Origin of the sequence: Peptoclostridium acidaminophilum DSM 3953 (assembly GCF_000597865.1) — a bacterium.
Taxonomy (GTDB): Bacteria; Bacillota; Clostridia; order Peptostreptococcales; family Peptostreptococcaceae; genus Peptoclostridium_A; species Peptoclostridium_A acidaminophilum.
The window spans coordinates 629873-647886 of record NZ_CP007452.1; the positions used below are offsets into that span (position 1 = coordinate 629873).

At 42.6% G+C, this 18014-nt stretch carries 13 protein-coding genes and 1 pseudogene; all 14 read right to left on the bottom strand.

Translation table 11 applies throughout. From position 1 onward, the window contains the following. Positions 1–2280: 2280 nt before the first annotated feature. The 14 genes and pseudogenes from EAL2_RS03260 to EAL2_RS03325 all read right to left on the bottom strand — a co-directional run bounded on the left by EAL2_RS03260 (position 2281) and on the right by EAL2_RS03325 (position 18003). Positions 2281–2751 carry a hypothetical protein gene (locus EAL2_RS03260; protein WP_025434987.1) on the bottom strand — a complete coding sequence of 157 codons (471 nt, stop codon included), beginning with the start codon at positions 2749–2751 and terminating at the stop codon, positions 2281–2283. A 98-nt stretch (positions 2752–2849) separates the two neighbouring features. Beyond that, positions 2850–3077 carry a transposon-transfer assisting family protein gene (locus EAL2_RS03265; RefSeq protein ID WP_025434988.1) on the bottom strand — a complete coding sequence of 76 codons (228 nt, stop codon included), beginning with the start codon at positions 3075–3077 and terminating at the stop codon, positions 2850–2852. Positions 3078–3079: 2 nt separating this feature from the next. Beyond that, positions 3080–5683 carry a YodL domain-containing protein gene (locus tag EAL2_RS03270; RefSeq protein WP_025434989.1) on the bottom strand — a complete coding sequence of 868 codons (2604 nt, stop codon included), beginning with the start codon at positions 5681–5683 and terminating at the stop codon, positions 3080–3082. Between the two features lie 56 nt (positions 5684–5739). Further along, on the bottom strand, positions 5740–7815 hold the full coding sequence (locus tag EAL2_RS03275) for a DNA topoisomerase 3 (RefSeq protein ID WP_025434990.1): 2076 nt from the start codon (positions 7813–7815) through the stop codon (positions 5740–5742). Between the two features lie 166 nt (positions 7816–7981). Further along, entirely contained in the window at positions 7982–8695 is a 714-nt protein-coding gene (locus EAL2_RS03280; RefSeq protein ID WP_025434991.1) for a DUF4366 domain-containing protein, read from the bottom strand. Then, the gene (locus tag EAL2_RS03285; RefSeq protein WP_025434992.1) at positions 8682–8933 is read right to left on the bottom strand and encodes a DUF4315 family protein; all 252 of its coding nucleotides are present in this window, start codon (positions 8931–8933) and stop codon (positions 8682–8684) included. Before EAL2_RS03285 ends, EAL2_RS03280 begins: the two co-directional genes overlap by 14 nt. 13 nt (positions 8934–8946) lie before the next feature. Beyond that, on the bottom strand, positions 8947–10743 hold the full coding sequence (locus EAL2_RS03290; RefSeq protein WP_025434993.1) for a C40 family peptidase: 1797 nt from the start codon (positions 10741–10743) through the stop codon (positions 8947–8949). A gap of 114 nt (positions 10744–10857) precedes the next feature. Continuing rightward, complete coding sequence (dinD, locus tag EAL2_RS03295; RefSeq protein WP_025434994.1) at positions 10858–11712, bottom strand: DNA damage-inducible protein D; 855 nt, start codon at positions 11710–11712, stop codon at positions 10858–10860. Between the two features lie 110 nt (positions 11713–11822). Beyond that, positions 11823–14225, bottom strand: coding sequence for a VirB4-like conjugal transfer ATPase, CD1110 family (locus tag EAL2_RS03300; protein WP_025434995.1), 2403 nt, complete (start codon positions 14223–14225; stop codon positions 11823–11825). Further along, positions 14164–14577 (bottom strand): PrgI family protein, encoded by a 414-nt coding sequence (locus EAL2_RS03305; RefSeq protein ID WP_025434996.1) that lies wholly within the window; start codon positions 14575–14577, stop codon positions 14164–14166. Before EAL2_RS03305 ends, EAL2_RS03300 begins: the two co-directional genes overlap by 62 nt. Before the next feature lie 18 nt (positions 14578–14595). Further along, positions 14596–15465, bottom strand: coding sequence for a VirB6/TrbL-like conjugal transfer protein, CD1112 family (locus EAL2_RS03310; protein WP_025434997.1), 870 nt, complete (start codon positions 15463–15465; stop codon positions 14596–14598). 13 nt (positions 15466–15478) lie between these two features. Continuing rightward, positions 15479–15694: a Maff2 family mobile element protein gene (locus EAL2_RS03315; protein WP_025434998.1), complete on the bottom strand. Its 216-nt coding sequence runs from the start codon at positions 15692–15694 to the stop codon at positions 15479–15481. 54 nt (positions 15695–15748) lie between these two features. Further along, positions 15749–17353, bottom strand: a pseudogene (locus tag EAL2_RS03320) (VirD4-like conjugal transfer protein, CD1115 family); the annotation flags it as partial. 164 nt (positions 17354–17517) lie between these two features. Further along, entirely contained in the window at positions 17518–18003 is a 486-nt protein-coding gene (locus tag EAL2_RS03325; RefSeq protein WP_025435000.1) for a PcfB family protein, read from the bottom strand. Between the last annotated feature and the right edge of the window lie 11 nt (positions 18004–18014).

Sequence of the window (18014 nt, forward strand, 5' to 3'; positions counted from 1 at the left end):
TAGCAGGTCTGTTTTCTTTTTCAAGTGTCAGCAAGGTCGTGATAGCAGTTAGATTTCTCTGGAACTTGTCACGTTTGCTGCCTTCGCCTAAATGCGCATCGGTAATTCGGAAATTTTCACCCTTTTCATGCTCGGTTTCGGGCTGAGGATAGCGCTCCAAAAGCTGCAAGAAGCTTTCTCTACTTTCTGCTCTAAGGATTGGATAGAAGAGTGAGGGATCACGAAGGGTAATGTCATGTTGTCCGATTTTTTCAATGATGAATGCCGTGTTATTTTCAAGGTAGACCGTGTCGCCAGGGACATATGGAATAGGGGAAGGTTCCGCGGTTGGGTGTTGGGGTTCGGATTCAACATCAGTATAAGGATGTTCAGGCTTTGTGAGAAAGACATCTTCCGCAATGAGCTTTGCCACGTACCGCTGTGCTTTAGCCCACGGCAGTTCCAGTGTCATATCGCCCTTGGTGATGGTAAAAGATGCAGAATTACTTCCATACTCATTTCTCAGCCATTCGGCTGTGTTTCGCTCACGGCTGTGTTCTTGCATATATTTGGCAACGTTTTGCTTGCTCTCTAAATTGCCATTCCACTTTTGTAAGGCAGCGTCTATGTCCATCTGAGTGATTTCTTGCGCTACGGGATCAGGCTGTGGCGTTTGTTCCATTTCACTTTCTTGGATGGCATTATCCATTCCTATGGAAGCTCTTTCATGGTGTTCAAGCTCGTCTTTTTCAATAGTGGTTAAATAGCGATTAGCTTGAACCATGGCACGAAGATGTTTTTCAACATCGTCCCACTTTAAAGCAATATTACTGCTGGAGGCATAGTGCTGTATCACCATGCCTTTTGATGGTTGATAATCAACAAATCCACTTGTGCCATCGGTAAAGGTGTGGCTATGCCCATAATATCCATATTCCTGTTTCAAAAAATCAATGGCAGTTTTGCGGTCTGGCATGGTCTGATAGAGCTGCTGGACACGGAATTTCCCATCCTGTGTGCCTGTGCCACGCACAAGCTCGTGCTCTATCTCTGATAAGGACAAAGAAAAAGCAGAGGGCATTTCGCTCTCTGCTATACGCTGTATTTGTTCTTCTTCTGTTGGGAAAAGATTTAGTTGTAGATAAGTTCCGCCAGTATCAGTTCCTCCGCTTGCGCCTTCAAGTTGTTCATGTATCCTACCCATTCCATCTGATAGATCATCTTGTCGGGAGGTGTCTGCTTTTTCTGTAAATCGGTCATGATTTGATCCATCCGTCTGGTTGCGGTGTGATCTATCTCCAATAGATGAGGGTAGAGTTTCTCGCTCAGGAGTAGGGAATTGAACAAGGCTGTCCGATGCTTCTGAAGATATGTTTTTCGCATCCTCCCGTATTTCCCCAAAGGCTGATCCTGTGGCGCTATGCTCAGGTTTGGTATCTGATAATCCCCGTTCTTCTGATAAGTGATGTTGTTCATATTCGCTGCTCCTTTCACGTTCTGTTTTTGCAATGGTTATGGCTATTTGTCTAAATATCTTTTCGGATTGTTCACTGACGGCTGTACCCAAAAGGCAAACGGCATCAGCTGTATTAAAATCGAAAATAGGGAGGAAATCCTCATGGGTGAAATATGCCTCTGTATCCAGTCCGCATCGTTTCATCAAGGTATAAGAAGTACTGACAGTTGCCGCATCTACAAAAGCAGTTTGGAGACTAAGCTCATCGTAATCTTCTAAAAAGCTGCTTCCTGTGAGATAACGAATATCATCTCTGTGGTCTTCATAATACGCCTTCGATAGATTTCGTGCAATGATGTCAAACGCCTCGAAAAGAGTAATTTCTTCTACATCAAATTTATCTGAAAGCATTTCAAGAACAGGCTCGGTGTGGTGATTTTGCATCTCCCAAAGAAAAGGGCGGCGAGAATTTTCTCTGCCGCCTGTATCGGAAACATCAAATACATATTTAAGCTTTGGCTTGTCACCTGTGGAATCAAGAAGTGCAATGCCTGTGGAGCCACGGTGAACAAATCGGTTCATTTTGTTATTCCAAAGCTCATAATCAGCACAAGCCGTTGCATCAGGTCTTTGTGCGTAAATCATTAACTGCTCATGGTATGGATATTTATATAGCCGCCCTACGGTGGTAAGAAATCCACTCCAGTTGGCAAGGCTGCTTGTCAGGTGCTCGGCGGTATACTCTGCAAGTTGTGCAAAGGATTGCGCTTTTGTTGGCATGTGTTAAACCTCCTTTCGCAAAGAAAAAAGCACTTCGGCAAGGAAGTGCTTTTAAATAGTTTTGACTAATGTACATTGAATATTATCTTTTTGATTTCCCGCTGGATTTTTAATCTCTCGTGTTTCTTTTGTATGTCTTCTGATTCTAAATCATCGCAAAAGATGTCAATTAACTTTTTGAGCGTTTCACTAGAAGAGATATTATCCATATCGCTAACAGGGATACTAATCTGTATCGATTGAAAGACTCTTCCGTTCGCAATTGTTCCCTCAAGCTCGGGTGAAAGTTCAATAAGAATTCTTGTGAATTTTGCCAGAGCCTTACTTGGAACATCAAGTTTAACTGGTGAGCTGATGCTTATCTCCAAGATTTTTGGAGAAATCTTATAAGATAGATTTTTTTTGTTTCTAACAGTATTTAGGGCGTGGTATTTTTCTATTGCCTCTTTGATCTGAGGCTCAATAGAATTAAAATCAAACACATCCCTTACCTTGTCATTAGCAATTTCCAATTTAACATCATAATTATATGCCATACTAATTCCTCCTCTGGATTTATAGCCTTAGTATAGCACGCGAGCTTTTGTTCGTCAAGTACAAATATATATTTGTTTGGTATGTTTTTATTTGTTTGTCATTCTATCAACTCAAAGTCGCCTATTAGCTCGTCAGAAATACTTTCAAACTCAGTGTCATTCATGTCAGTTAGCTTATCTATAACCGATTTGGTTAGATCAAGCAGCTCAGTTTCGTCAGATTGAAGGTGTTTCTGCATCGCAGAAAGCTCAGATAATAAATCTGTCCTTGAACCAACATTGTAAATACACATCAAATTAGTTTCTTCAACTGTAAATCTACTCATAATCATCTCTCCATTTCCGCACCCACAGTGGGTACCTTTTTTGATTTTTCTTTCTCCTGAAACGGCTTGGGCTTTAACTGTTCAACTACAGAAGCACGCTTGTCCTGCTTTTCTGCCTGTACAGCGTTTGCAAGGTCTAATAGGGAGATTGTGCCTCCTGATTTTACGGTCGCTTCAAGCTCAGCTACAGTCGGTTGATTGTTTAGTATGCCATCGATTTTGTTGAAGTTTTGCTCTGTAGATATTTCAACAGTACGAAGGGGGTTGTCCTCGTTTCTAATGGCAAATGCACGGGTGCCGTTTCCCATGATATGATACTTGCCATCATCTGAAGAATGGTGAAAGCCATAACCAGCTGCCTCCATCTGTTCCTTAGTCATGGAGGTCAAAGAAAAACTTCCCCGTGGTGTATCAATCTTTTCCCCAATCAGAAAATGATCTGGAACTAGGGGAGTCAGTTCTAAAAATTGTGGTAACTCCTGAAAGCCAAAGCTATCTACATAATGAGAGGATACAACATTATCTATCTTTAAGACAATGATGTCGCTGACAGACAGGGAATGTCCAGTGAATCCGGTAGGGTGGTTTATATTAAACTGCTCGTATAGCTTGTTCAAGGTGTTATTAACATCGCCATTAAAATTAGAGAGGGTTGCCGAATAGATAAAATCATAATTTTCATGTGCTACTTCAAGTCCTGCATTTTGTAAGTATTTTAGTCCTTCAAAGTGATAATCACGATATTCTTCGCCTCTCTTTAACTGATAAATGGCAAAGGCATCCTTTGGACTTTCTATAAAGAGCTGTTCTAGTATTTCAGGGGAGAGTCTACCATCGCCCTTCAGTTCCTCATAATCTTGAAGTGCGGTCCAATCGTTCTTTTCAATGCCAAATAGTCCACTGTGGTTATCGATATCCTCACGGTCAAAAGCCATTGCTTCGGTATCATCTTCAAAAAGCATATACACGGTCAAGTCTTGATCGAATAACTCAGCAGCACGTTCTTGTGAGAGGGGAAGCATTTCATCGTTTAGGTAACCGTATGAGTTGCGGTCTGCAATGCTCACAACGGGGTCAGGCAGAGGATAGCTGTGTTCCTCTGAAGGTGGCTCCGGTAAAGGATGTTTTGTTGCAGAAGGTAATATATCAATACTATCAAAATGATCTTCCAAGTCGCTAAAGCCATTCCAAACACCGTCAATAATTAGCTCGGACTGTGCGTTTATGATGACATTAGATGTTTCGTCTCCGTATTCTTCATGCTCCAATAGAAAATAATCCTTCCCATCGATATTGGTAGTATCAATAACATACCAAGTGCCGATATGACCAGCTACTTCGATGTGAACGCTGTCTTTTGATAAGCGTGGTTTTTCTGTCGTTCTCATGCTTTCCTGCCACACCTGATCCGCTTTTGCAGTCAGCTCTTCATAGTCGATGAGCATTGCGTTTTGGCGGTCGGATAGAGCAGAAATGCCAATGATGGAATCATCTTCGACAATCGAGTCGATGGCTTCATGGATTGAAATGGTTGGATCATCATAAACACCGCCATCAAGTAGGTTATAGGATTTATCGTAAATGGAATAATCATAGCCATCTTCGGTTGTTTGAATGGCGAAAAACAACTCATTTACCTGATAGGCTAAGTGTTCGGGAGATTGTTCCAAGCCCTGCTCTTTTGCAATCTCGCCAAAATGCCTGTCGATATCTCCAATGAGAGCAGATGCAGTTTTGTTGATAAGCTCAAGAGATGAACGCAGTTCCGGAAGTTCTTTTCCCTTACTCCACGAAGCGATGTAGCCAAAACTGTTTTCATCAGTTTTGATACCGTAATATGTGCATACTGCAAAGGCAATGCTCTCGGCTTCAACTTCTTCGGTGCGGCGATCTTTAGGCGCTGGGATTGGTGCACTTTCATCAACTTTTGTCGAAAGCTTTTCAATTTCATAATTATGGAGCTTTGAATGAGCGATTTCATGTATAGCAGCAGCTACGGTCTGTACTTCACTCATGCCATCGCGTAGAGCAATTCGCTGTTCACGGCTGCTGAAATATCCATCTTGTCCGGCTCCCATAGGTTCAAACGTGATGGGAACAGGAGAGGCGCGTTTCAATGCCTCCATAAAAATTTTATACTGGTTGACATCACCTGTCAGATCAGCTGCAAGGGCAGGCAAGGGTTCACCTTCAGTTTGGGAGAGATCAAATACAGAAACCACTTTAAACATAGGTATCTTGACTTCAACTTCTTCGGTCTGTACTTTGCCGTGTTCATCAAGCATAGGCGCATGTGTTATGGGATCAATCTTTTCTTGCTCTTTTTTCATCTTAAATGGAGTAGGTGCAATAATCTTAATGCCACGTTCTCCTTTTTTAACATGGCGGGAAAACTGGTCACGCCACTTATTAAAGCCTGCCACAAGGGTTGCATCTGGCTTTTGCATAGAGATGAGAAGGGTATTGTTGAGGGAATAGCTATGAAACCTGGACATGGTTCTAAGATATTGCATATATTTGTCACTTTCAAATAACCCCTTTATGCCGGTTTCAATGCTATCGGTAATCTCTTTTAAGCGTTCTTTTGTTGTAGTGTTGTCTGCCATAAGGCGGTACTCCTTTCGTTTTTCAAATTGGTGGAGGATGGCATACCATATCGTTTTTATGCCTTGTCGGATGCAAACTCCAGTATGAAGTTCACATATTTGCCGCCTGAATCATCGAGCAAAACAACTGCATCGTAGGTCTTGCCGGTCTTTTCGGAATAACAGCCTTTGAGATTGGCCTTGCCGTTTTTTAATAGTTCAATGGCAATGGCTTTGGTGAGTTTCTTTTTCTTTGCGGTAAAAAACTTATTGTCTTTCCAAAGAGCAAAGCCACAGGTCTTGTTTAGGCAGCAAAAGCCTTTCTTATTCTCTGTCACATCATTTCCGCAGCGAGGACATTTTCCGATTGCTTCCTGATTGGAAGGGAACAGGACATCAGATCCCTTTATTGGCGTATAGGTATTGATGAGGCTTTTAGTCATTTGAGAAATATCCTCCAAAAATCTGTCAGGAGAGAGAAGACCGTGTTCGATTCGTTTTAAGTTTTCCTCCCATTCGGCAGTAAGCTGTGGAGACTGGATAGCTTCTGGCAATACGGTAATCAGAGAAACGCCCTTTTGGGTAGGTAAGAAATGCTTCGTTTTTTTATCACCTTTTCGCTCTAAAAGCTCGGTTTTTATCAGCTTTTCCAAAATGCCTGCACGGGTAGCAGGTGTGCCAATACCTTTTCGCTCGCTATCATCAAGTGCATTATTTGCATTTTCCATTGCTGCAAGAATGGTATCGTCAGTAAAGTGCTTAGGTGGACTGGTCTTGCCATCTTTAATATTTGCTCTTACTACAAAGGATTCATCCGCCGTAATGGTTGGAAGCGCTTTTTCCTTTTCTAATGATTGCTTATCGTTTTGCATGGCGTGATAGTGCTTTTCAATGTCATGAAAACCTTCTGAAAGGATTGTTTTGCCCTTTGTGGTAAACTCAACACCACTAACAATTGCAGTGGCAGTGGTTTCTTCATATTTGCAGCTCTCGTTCACGGCGCACGCTAAACGCAGAGAAATAAGCAGTAAGAGTTCGCGCTCACCAAAGGGCAGCGATGCCAAATCACAGTCTTGTATGCAAATGGTTGGAATAATAGCATGGTGGTCTGATACCTTGCTGTTATCCGTTACTTGCTCAATACATATAGAAAACTCAAAGCTTTGGGGCATAAAAATCCCTGCTGCGACTTTTACCACGGCAGGGGTACTTTCGGACATATCTAAAGTTAAATAGCGGCTGTCGGTACGAGGATAGGTTATAAGCTTTTTCTCATATAGGCTTTGTGCGTAAGAAAGTGTTTGTTCAGCGGTAAAGCCAAGCATTCTGTTTGCTTCTCGTTGCAAAGTGGTGAGGTCATAGAGTTTGGGTGGCTTTTCACATTTTTTTTTGCTTTCCACACTATGAATGGCAATAGTTTGACCATCACAGTCTTTAAGTAAGGCTTCTGCCGCCTGCCTATCCGTTAACTTTTCACTTGAGAGTATAAAAGTTCCGCAGTCAAGCTGAATGGTATAGAATGGTTCAGGCTTAAATGCTGAGATCGCTGCCTCACGTTCCACAATCATGGCAAGTGTGGGAGACATGACTCTGCCCACGTTCAAGGTTTGGCCATATAGAACGGAAAACAATCTCGTGGCGTTGATGCCCACAATCCAATCGGCTTTTGCTCTGCAAAGTGCAGAGTGATAGAGGTCATCATAATAGGTGCTGTCACGGAGGGCTTTAAAGCCATCTGAAATGGCACTTTCCTCCATTGAGGAAATCCACAAGCGTTTTACAGGTTTTTTGCAGCCTATTTTTTCATAGACCAACCGGAAAATCAGCTCACCTTCACGCCCTGCATCGGTGGCGGATGTGATAACAGCTACATCCTTACGATTTGCCAGCTCTTTTAGTATTCTTACCTGCTTTTCTTTGCCATTAGAAATGCTATATTGCCAGTTTTCAGGGAGTATAGGCAAATCGGCATAATCCCACTTCGCATAGCGTTCATCATAGGTATCGGCTGTGGCAAGCTCCACCAGATGTCCAATACACCACGATACGATATAGTTGCTACCCTCCATATATCCATCATGCCTTTTGTTTGCACCGAGAACGGCAGCAATGCTCTGCGCAACAGATGGTTTTTCTGCTATGACTAAATTCATTCGCCTTTTTTCCTTTCTTTTTGGAGGAATATGATTCCACGATAATGCTGAGATCTGTCCTCCTTTTTTGAACACTTTTCAATGGAAGAGGCAGGGGGTTTGTTTTCCTGCCCAGGTTGAGGCTTTCTATTCGTAGATTTCTTATTGATGCTTTCAGTAAATGGACTCACTTAACATCATCCTCGCTTTCTGCGTCGTCTTCAGTTTCGTATTCTTCCTCGGTGGCATTGTTATCGTCTTCATCCTCATCCTCATCGTAATCATAATCAAGAGGGTCGATATCACCTTTGGTCTTTTGTTTGTTTTTAAGCATTTTTAAAAAGTAAAATGCCCCACCCAAGCCGCCTACAAGGAGCAGAATGACAAGTAGGCTGCCAGCGTTGTTCTTTTTCTCAGGAACTTTATCGACAGGCTCTGATGCCTTGCCGATACATTGGTTTAGATCGTTTGTGCAAACGGGGCAATTACTGTTAACATTCCCGATTTCGCATTTTTCGCTACAAGTACACACCTTGGGTGGCTCGGTCTTTTTGCTATTGTCTTCGATAAGTGCCATTAAATCAGCTTCGTCTACAAGGTTCAGAAAATAGACGTTTTCTTTATCGCCAGAACGGTCAATGACTAAATAAAAGTAGTTGCCGTTTTTAGATTGTAGTGTCACAAACTGTTTGTCCTTGGATTCTTCAACCTTAATATCATCCACGAGAGTCAGGTTTCCGTCAGGGGTTAAAGGTGTAGTGACAGGAATAGACTCTTCAGGTACCTTGGGGGTTGTATCGATATTCTCGCCACCACCTGCAAAAGCAGCGACTGGAAATATAATAGTGCTCATCATTACCGTAAGAAGCACGGTAAAAAGCATTGCTCTAATTTTTTTCATGGTCCATATCCTCCTGTGTCGCGTGCATTAAAATAGGCGCGTCGGTTTTCTCTCGATACGCCTTTAGGAAAGTGGAAAGCTCGCTGGTATTCATCTTCATACTGCGGACAAGCTCTACAATCTCAGTATTCTCGATTTCGGTTTTCTGCTGTTCCAGTTCACGAAGCCTCATCTGCTGTTCTGATATTTTTTGCTTAATCTTGTCGATCTCCATTTGGAGTTTGGTAAGCTTGTTCATATGTGGTCTCCTTTCAATTCATTAATCCATAGCCCATGATGACATTGCTGTTTAGATCATAATCCCTGATGCGGCAGGAATCACCGCTGTTGCCTTCTACAGTGTAAACGCGCTCGCCGTCTGTGCCGATGACAATGCCAACATGGTCTGCACTGCCATCACCTTCCCAATCAAAGAAAATGACATCGCCGGGAGCTAGGTCCTTGTAGTTACCATTTGCCCACTGCCCATGGTCACGAAACCAAGGGACACCTTGAGAGTTGCAGGAGGCAAACTTTGGTTCACTGTAGCCGGCTTGATTTAAACACCATGACACAAAGCAGGCGCACCATTCTACACGGCTGTTAAAGCCATACCATGACCAATAGGGCTGGCCACCTAGATTTCCGACCTGATCCTTTGCGATATTCACAGTGTTTTGATTGCCCACACGTGTGCCGTTTTGAAACCTTACACCGCTTAAATCAGTAGAAGGAGCAGAGTTGTTTGTGCCACCGCCAAAAATAAATGGCTTGTTGCCTCGTGTTTCGAGATAGATGCTATACATTTCAAGTTGTTCGCTGTTAAGTTTTCTGTTTGCAATAGGCGTGATAGTGAAATTATCAAGTTTTACATTTAAGATGTAGTAATCATAAGGAACTTCAACAGTATAAGTGTCTCTGTGCCTATTACCTTCCGCATCCGTCCATGTGTCCGTCCTAGTTTCTGTACGGTAACGGACTTCAACCACAGGTGTTAAGGTCAGCTTATACTGGGAATCGAAGACACGCTGTAATTCGCTTTGTGCCTCGTTGGGCGTGTAGGTTTGGAGCAGTGCGGTTAAGTAGGCTGCAAGCTCATGGGGATTATGCCCGATGGTATCAAGATCATAGCGATACTCATCATAATCAGAATACTCGTTTTCAATGTTGTCGATCCGATGTTGAAGGGCATCTTCTAGGGCCGTGTAGTTGTTGTCGGTTGCAACAATATCCGCATCTTCAGAAGTGTAGGAAGTACCAATAATGCTGTTTAAGCCACCCTGAAGCATGAGTTGGCAGGAGGAAACCGTACTCATTATTACAATTATCACAGCAGCAATGGCAAGCAGCATTAATAACATTTTCCGGTGACTGATAACATACTGAATAAGTTTATCTGCAGTTTCTGCTACAGTCGTAGCCGCCTTTTTAGTATGAGAAGCTGTTTGCTGTGTGGTTTTTGCTCCTTTGTCGTACCTTGCAGCGAGATATTCCTTTTTAATCCTTTGTTTTTGTTGCCACCTTGAAAGCGGGTTTGAGGAGAGCTGAGGACTATCTTTCAAATTCTTATGATAAAGGTAGTTAATCTCGGCTTTCACTGTGCTTTTTTCTGCTTTTGCAAGCTGTAGGTAAGGCTTAAGCTTATGGCTGCGATAGGCTTTTTGCATACTACTTGCCACAAATTCTGCACCTTCCTCTGTTTTATGTGCTGCTTCTACGCCTACATTGTCTTGCTCACTTTTTCGAATTTCTTTATGAACTTGAGCAAGTAGCTCTTTTTGAGGAACAGACTTGATGTTGTGGGCAAGCTTAGAGGGAGGCTTTGGCTTATTGGTTTCTTCAAAATATAAACGCACCTTGCTTTTTGCTGTGTTGGCATCTAGGGTGCGTTCTGTAACGAGGGTTTTCTTTTTTGGTATTTTTGCATGGGATTTTTCTAGTTTATCAGCAGCTTTCTCTGCTTTTTTTAGGGGCTTTTCGAGGGCTGGATCAGCGCGCTCTTCTTCTGAAAAGGCAAGGCGAGATACTTTTCCAGCAGGCCTGAAAGGTTTTTGTTGCCTTTTACTCAAACAATAATCCTCCTTCCACGTAAAAAGCCGCCTGTATCTCTACAAGCGGCTTTCAAACAATCAATTTTTTCTATATTGCGATTTTGCTGAGGTCAGCAAAATCGTAAGAATGCTCTATTCATCAAGCATAGGCGGTTCTTTTTTCTCTTTCAGTTTTTTAAGCTGTTCCTTGCCAATTTCAGCAATGCTCTTTTCGGGAGTTGGTAGATCCTCTGGCATTGTACCATTGTTTTTTATGATTGCTTCACGGACAGTTTGTCCGACTTGGTAATGGATGCCGCTTGCTGGTTCCAGACCTTGAGGTTGTTCACGTCGGAGCTTTGCCTCGGTCTGTGTAATGCGGAACAGATTTGCACCTAGTTCTTCACTGCCCATATGGTCAAGAATTTTATCGCTTTTTTTGAGATTTTTCCGTCTGTGAATATCTGCTGCGGTTAATCCGCCATATAATCCCATGTAGCCTGCATTTTGAAACTGAGCGTATTCTAATTGGTCAGTGATACCAGCTTTATGTGCTGCTTCTACTAACATTGCATTCCAACTTGTGACCTCGCCACGGATAACAAGGCGTTTATTATCCTCATCAAGCTCATTGAATCTATCGGCTATTTCTTGTCGGCGGGTCTGGATCGCAAAGTAGGTTTGACCAAGGGCGATAGGCTCTTTGCGTGGATCACCATTCTGAACAATCAAATAACAGGCATAGCGTGAAAGCTCAAAATCATTTATCGGTTTTGAGGTTGCGCCTGCCTCTACGATTTTGCTGACCTCGACAAAATGGTCTGCACATTCAAAACCGCTGTTTTGACAGGACAACATCGCCTTATCGATGACCTTTGTGAAGTTTCGCCATTGGGTGTAATCAAGGACACTGGCAAGTTCACGGGCATACCAAAACACAACGCCGTTTTCATCAGCGTGCTTTATATCTTCAAATTGCTTATATTCTGCTGCTATAAGTGTTGCCATTTTTCTCACCACCTTTCGTTCATTGTATCATTTTTTACCATATTGTGAAATGAAAAGTGAGTCTTTTGAATAGCGACAGGGGGATAGATTGTCCCCCAGTTGCCCATCACCTAAGTTTTTTCTGTTTCATTCGGCTTTGTCGTCATTATGCGATATAGCTCAGTATCTTTCGGGAACTTATCGGCAAAGGGTAGAATCACATTTCCATAGAAGAGAAGCCCTTCGCCCTCACCGGAATGGGTCACATAGGAAAGCTGGTGAGGAGAGATATTGAGCTGCTTTGCTAAGATTTGACGGTCGCCTGATGCCTGATTGAGCATATACACAAAGTCAGAGTTCTCAAAGATGTTCTCCACCTCACGAGAGGAAAGAAGGTCTTTGACATTTTGTGTGATTCCTGTGGGAATGCCGCCCCATTTTCTAAAGCGTTTCCAGATTTCCACTGAATAGGCGGCAGTCTGTTCTTCTTTTAAAAGAAGGTGAAACTCATCCATATAGTAACGGGTGGAGCGTTTTTCTGAACGATTGACGGTCACTCTGTTCCAAACCTGATCCTGCACCACGAGCATCCCCAGCTTTTTTAGTTGTTTACCAAGCTCTTTAATATCAAAGCAGACAAGTCGATTATTAATATCCACATTGGTACGGTGGTTGAATACATTGAGGGAGCCTGTAACATAGATTTCAAGAGCAGCCATGATATGCTGTGCTTCTTTTTCGTCCTGTTCCTTGAGGGCATTGTACAAGTCTTCAAGAATTGGCATCTTCTCTGGGACAGGGTTAGACAGATAATCAGCGTAGATAAGACGGACACAGCGGTCGATGATACTTTTCTCTACAGGCATAAGGCCTTCTTTTCCACCCACAATCAACTCGCACAGGGAGAGGATGAAGTCGGATTTCAAGGAAAGCGGACTATCATCCTCGCTGTAATTCAAGTTGATATCCATCGGATTGACAAAGTCGGTGCTTGTGGGCGAAATTTTTACAACTTGGCCATTGAGACGATTAACGAGGGGATAATACTCTGCCTCCGGATCGCAAATGATAATGTCATCTGTAGTAATGAGAAATATGTTGGTAATCTCACGTTTTGCAGAAAAGCTTTTTCCGCTGCCAGGAGTTCCTAAAATCAAACCGTTCGGATTTTTGAGCTTTTTGCGATCTACCATGATGAGGTTATTGGAAAGGGCATTCAGGCCATAATAAAGCGACTCCCCGCTGGATTGGAAAAGCTCCTGTGTTGTAAAGGGAACGAATATCGCAGTTGCTGAGGTGGTTAAGCTCCGCTGAATCACCGTTTGATTATAACCAAGTGGGAGAGAGGACATAAGGCCCTGCTCTTGTTGATAATCAAGTCTGACCAGTGTGCAGTTGTGTTTCTGTGCGATGCCTGATGCCTGAAATACTGTGTTTTCAAGGTGCTGTTTTGTATCTGCGGTATTTAGTATTAGAAAGGTAACAAGAAACATTCTTTCATTTCGGCTTTGTAAATCCGCTAGGAGTTTTTTTGCCTCACCTCCGTAAGTGGCAAGATCTGAGGGGATAATATCCATGTCGTATCCACTGCGGACAGCTTTTTTCTGTTCTTCAATCTTCATCTTATCCAAATCGGTGATCTTACGTTTGATTGTTTTAATTGCTTTGGTCTGATCGACTGATTGAATGTGCATGGTCACAAGGAGATTGCTTTCAATGTCGAGAAAGTCTGCTAAAATGCGGTCATTCAGTTCAGGCGCAAGGATCTGTAGAAAGGATACGGCACCAAATTTGCCACCGGTCTTAAATACTCTGCCTTCCCGAAACTCGAAAGATGAGGGTGCAATGAAATCCTTTACCGATAGTCCAGATGGGACAAGCCACTTCCAGTCAAAGTGAAACGGCTCGTTGCCATCCATTCGCAGGATGTTGTGAAAGAGCTTGAGTCTTTCCTTGCCGTCAAGGGAGTCTACCTTTGCGCCAAGACGCTTAAAGCCGTTCCATAGATCATTCTCTATTCGCTCAAGCCTTGGTTTTGCAATTTTAATGTTTTCAGCTTCTATGCCAAAGGTAAGATACTTGGTTTTCATCAAACCGTTATTCCCCTTAGATAGCTGATTAAAAAGCATTTCTGTGTACTCGCTTCGGATGCTGTCAAAGTCATCCTGCTGTGGATTGATCGAGATACTACTTTCATAGTCGTTTGCGTTTGCGGTCATATTGAGGAATGAAAGCTGAAAGTAAATGGAACTATCAAAGTAATTGAGAAAATCGCACCAGCTCTCAAAAATAGCGGTTTTATCCTCGTTTTGAGCAAGTTGATAGTTGATATCGTGAAAGCGAATAGTCTTGGTGTAGAGATTATCCGTAACACGACAGATGCCATCAGGGTACATTTTTTGAAAGGGGATTGTATCTTGTGCGCTTTTCTCTTTTTTATTATTCTTGTTTTTTGCCATTAAAATGGCAGCGTTAATTTTCTGTCGTTCTGCCTTTGTTAGCTTTGGACGAGATTGATTTTCTGCCTTCGACAATGTGCTTTACCTCCTTGTCCAATTGATCCTGCTGTATGAGTAGGGCATAGAAATTGTTAGTTTTGTAAGGGCGCTGTTTGGGCTTCAAAAAACGCACCTCAATATAGTGTTTTAGGATGACTTCCAATGGCTGCCCATGCTTCTCGTATATGGCTAACATGAAAAGAGGGAGCATAGTGAAAATCATCATAAGCGTTGAGCTACTTGTACCTGTGCTATCCTTTGTGAGGAAAAACACGGGCAATCCTACTGCAAGTGCAGCAGAAAAACAAATGAGCTGCCGCTTAGTTAGATTGAATACGACTTTTGTTTTTACGGTACTTAAATCTTTGGGTACAGATACATAAGCCATGAAAACTCCTTTCTGCTCTTAATGAGCATTAAACAGGCTTTTTGCCATTGAGCTTGTTTTAAACAGGGAAAAGCACAGCAGTACAGTATAGCCAACACAGGTCCATACGGCCTTGATAATATCTTCATCGATGGCAATGGACTGGACGAGCACGGCATATATGCCTACGCAAACCATGATTAGAAAAGCCTGAAATCCAAGAGCGAACATGGCTCTTAAATAGTTTTGACCCATGCCGCCCCATTCTCGATTAACCATTGTGGCAAAAGGGATTGCGCCCATGGAGGTCATCAAATAGATTTCGATCATTCGTCCATAGATGATGACGAAGATGCAAATAGATAGAGCGTGCATCGTAATGCCTATTAGTGTGCTTTGCAACCACAGTCCCAACAGAGGGCCAAGATCCATTTCCTTGAGCCTTTCCTCCATACTGGCGATAACAGTGGTGATGTCGATGTTGGTGTCTGAAATGATTACACCTGCGGCATTTGATACAACATGCTGAGACATATCAAAAATTCCCATGATGATATTAAAGGTATTTGTGATGATTAGCACAGCCACAAAGGTTTTAAAAATCCATTTGAAAAACATAAAAGTTTCAATATCGTGAAGGTTATTCTTTTCAATGACCATTTGTATCAGCTCGTAGCACATCACAAAGGTCAGAATAATACCGGCAATGGGGATGATCACGTTATCGGAAAGGCTTTGGATCATGGAAAAGACACCACCGTTCCACGCCGATGGTGTCTTGCCCACTTCGCCTGCAATCTCGCCAACTTTGCTGTTGACGGTATCGAACATCCCCGACAAATTCGATGTAATGCCGCTAATAAGCAGCTCCTTTAACCATTCGGTAATGCTGTCGATGATGCTTTGCATATAGTATTACCAACTAACTGAACAAGCCAGAGAGTAGGGGAACAAGTGTCATTCCGATAAGTGCTACGCCACCACCTGCCATGAGCTGTTTCATCCCTTGTGATTTTGCACCGGGATTATCGTTTCCGTAACCTTCGAGCAAGTTGATAACTCCCCAAATTCCAAGACCTGCACCAAGTGCAATAACCAGTGTCTGCAATACTTCTACTGCTTCATTAAAAAACGCCATAATTCGTATCCTCCTAATTTCTTATCATAGTTTTTAAATAAAAATAACCGCTCATTAGGCGGTTCCGTTTTCGTCTGTGAGGTCGATTTCATACACATCATAGACCTCATCAGGCTTTGGTTTTAGCTTTGTAGATAGGTATTTTTCAATATCAAAAGTGTTTCTTTTATCAAAATCGGATAGGTATTTATACTGGGGATGCTTGGTTATATCGTATTTTTCCGAGAGAAACGGGCGAACACCTCGTAGCTGTAAAATGCACTTGCCGCCATCCATTACAGCAAGCTCATCCATGCTCATTAGCTCCTTTCCCAGCTTTTGATAATTAAGCCCATAGCTTCTTTGTGCACCTCTGGTGTCGGAAGTATTGAACATATCAATGGTTTCCTTGCCAAGGGTTTCAGATAAATCCTTGAGGGTAGTTTTTTCCTTGCCCCCAAGAAAAATCATACTGTCACAGTTGCCGATGATAGTATCAGCATTGTCCTTGTAGAGAGCCTTTAACTGGCTTTGTGCCTGCAATACAAGACAAGCAGAGATTTCACGGCTACGGATTGTAGCCATGAGTTTTTCCAGTTTGGGGATCTGTCCGATATTTGCCGCCTCGTCAATCAGGCATCGGACATGAATTGGCAGCCTGCCACCATATACATCATCAGCCTTATCACATAAGAGATTAAAAAGCTGCGTATATGCCATGGATACCAGGAAGTTAAAGGTGTCGTCAGTATCACTGATGATGATAAAGAGGGCGGTCTTTTTGTCTCCCAAGGTATCAAGCTCCAGTTCATCGTAAGCAGTCAGCTCACGAAGCTCTTTGATATCAAATGGAGCAAGCCTTGCGCCACAGCTGATGAGTATGCTTTTTGCTGTTTTGCCAGCGGCTAGTTTGTACTTCTTGTATTGCCTTACAGCAAAATGCTGAGGGTCTTTTTTTTCTAATGCTTCAAACATGAGGTCAACTGGATTTTGAAAATCCTCATCATCTTCACGCACCTCCGAGGCGTTGATAAATTCGATGAGAGTGGAAAAATTCTGTTCATTTTCTGGAGCCTCAAAGTAAATATAGCCAATGAGTGCTGTATAGAGCAGGGTTTCAGCTTTGACCCAAAAATCGTCACCCGCTTTACCTTCACCTTTTGTGTTGGCTATCAGAGTTGTGACGAGTTTCAAGATATCCTTTTCGCTTTTTATGTAGGCGAAGGGGTTATAGCGCATGGACTTCTTGAAATTGATGGTGTTTAAGATTTTGATTTTATAGCCGTTTCGAAGCAACATTTTTCCACATTCCACTACAATGCTGCCCTTTGGATCAGTGACCACATAAGAACTATGGCACTGCATTAAATTGGGCTTTAGCCAAAACCGTGTTTTACCTGAGCCAGAGCCACCTACAATCAGCACATTTTTATTTCTTGCGTGCTTTGGATTTTTAGGACGACTCGACATGGTGAGACTTTCTGATTTTGTCAGGATGACATTGTTGCGAAATAAGGGGTCGGCAAAAGGGCGGATATCCTCCGTATTGCCCCATCTTGCCGAGCCATATTCGATACCTTTACGATACTTTTTAGCGTTTTTGCCTTTGACATAAACCACAAGGCGAAGAACAGCACCGAATAGAAAGCCTATGAGCAGGTCTTGGGAGTGAAGACTTGGCAAGGGATTTTCAAAGGCTAGAGCAAAACCGCTTGTCAGGTTTAAAAACTTACTGGCAAAGTCATACCCTGCTGCAAACCGCCATGCCTGAGATGCTTTTGTAAAAAGCAAAGCTAAAACAAGGTATGGGATATTCAAAAGGAGCAGCCTTTTTGTCTTTTCGTTCATCGACTTTGCTCCTTATCTTTGTTCTTGATCCTGTCTGAAACGGTGTTTTTAACAAGCTCGGTGAACTTCTTGAGTTGTGAGAGCACAGACGGACGGGCTGCCTTTTTAACAGCTGTGGCAGTAAATTCAGTGAAAGCAGCAGTGATGGCATCGGCGTCTCTCCCTTTGAAAAACACAATGTACTTTGGTGGTATCACACTTTTGTCTTTTTGAACTGCAAAATCTACACCGTATTTTCTTGCCACTCGCTCAAAGCTCTTAATGTTCTGATCCGTTATCTCAATGCTTGTCATGCCTTGATTTTGTTTGGCAAGAGATTTGACGCTCTGCTTGCCATGGGGAATTTTAGGACTGTCACGACTTCTGGCCCTATTTTTTTGAGATTCTAAATATTTGAGAATGGCTGTCTTTAGCTCTCTAGCGGTGAGCTTAGTAACATTGATAGCCAATGCCACTGTTTTATTTTCTACTTCTTCTTGCATGAGGTTGCCTC

What these genes read in the sequence shown, in the direction of transcription:
- EAL2_RS03260 (WP_025434987.1), bottom strand. Translation starts at nt 2,751, where the DNA reads ATGGCATATAATTATGATGTTAAATTGGAAATTGCTAATGACAAGGTA.
- EAL2_RS03265 (WP_025434988.1), bottom strand. Translation starts at nt 3,077, where the DNA reads ATGAGTAGATTTACAGTTGAAGAAACTAATTTGATGTGTATTTACAAT.
- EAL2_RS03270 (WP_025434989.1), bottom strand. Translation starts at nt 5,683, where the DNA reads ATGGCAGACAACACTACAACAAAAGAACGCTTAAAAGAGATTACCGAT.
- EAL2_RS03275 (WP_025434990.1), bottom strand. Translation starts at nt 7,815, where the DNA reads ATGAATTTAGTCATAGCAGAAAAACCATCTGTTGCGCAGAGCATTGCT.
- EAL2_RS03280 (WP_025434991.1), bottom strand. Translation starts at nt 8,695, where the DNA reads ATGAAAAAAATTAGAGCAATGCTTTTTACCGTGCTTCTTACGGTAATG.
- EAL2_RS03285 (WP_025434992.1), bottom strand. Translation starts at nt 8,933, where the DNA reads ATGAACAAGCTTACCAAACTCCAAATGGAGATCGACAAGATTAAGCAA.
- dinD (WP_025434994.1), bottom strand. Translation starts at nt 11,712, where the DNA reads ATGGCAACACTTATAGCAGCAGAATATAAGCAATTTGAAGATATAAAG.
- EAL2_RS03305 (WP_025434996.1), bottom strand. Translation starts at nt 14,577, where the DNA reads ATGGCTTATGTATCTGTACCCAAAGATTTAAGTACCGTAAAAACAAAA.
- EAL2_RS03310 (WP_025434997.1), bottom strand. Translation starts at nt 15,465, where the DNA reads ATGCAAAGCATCATCGACAGCATTACCGAATGGTTAAAGGAGCTGCTT.
- EAL2_RS03315 (WP_025434998.1), bottom strand. Translation starts at nt 15,694, where the DNA reads ATGGCGTTTTTTAATGAAGCAGTAGAAGTATTGCAGACACTGGTTATT.
- EAL2_RS03325 (WP_025435000.1), bottom strand. Translation starts at nt 18,003, where the DNA reads ATGCAAGAAGAAGTAGAAAATAAAACAGTGGCATTGGCTATCAATGTT.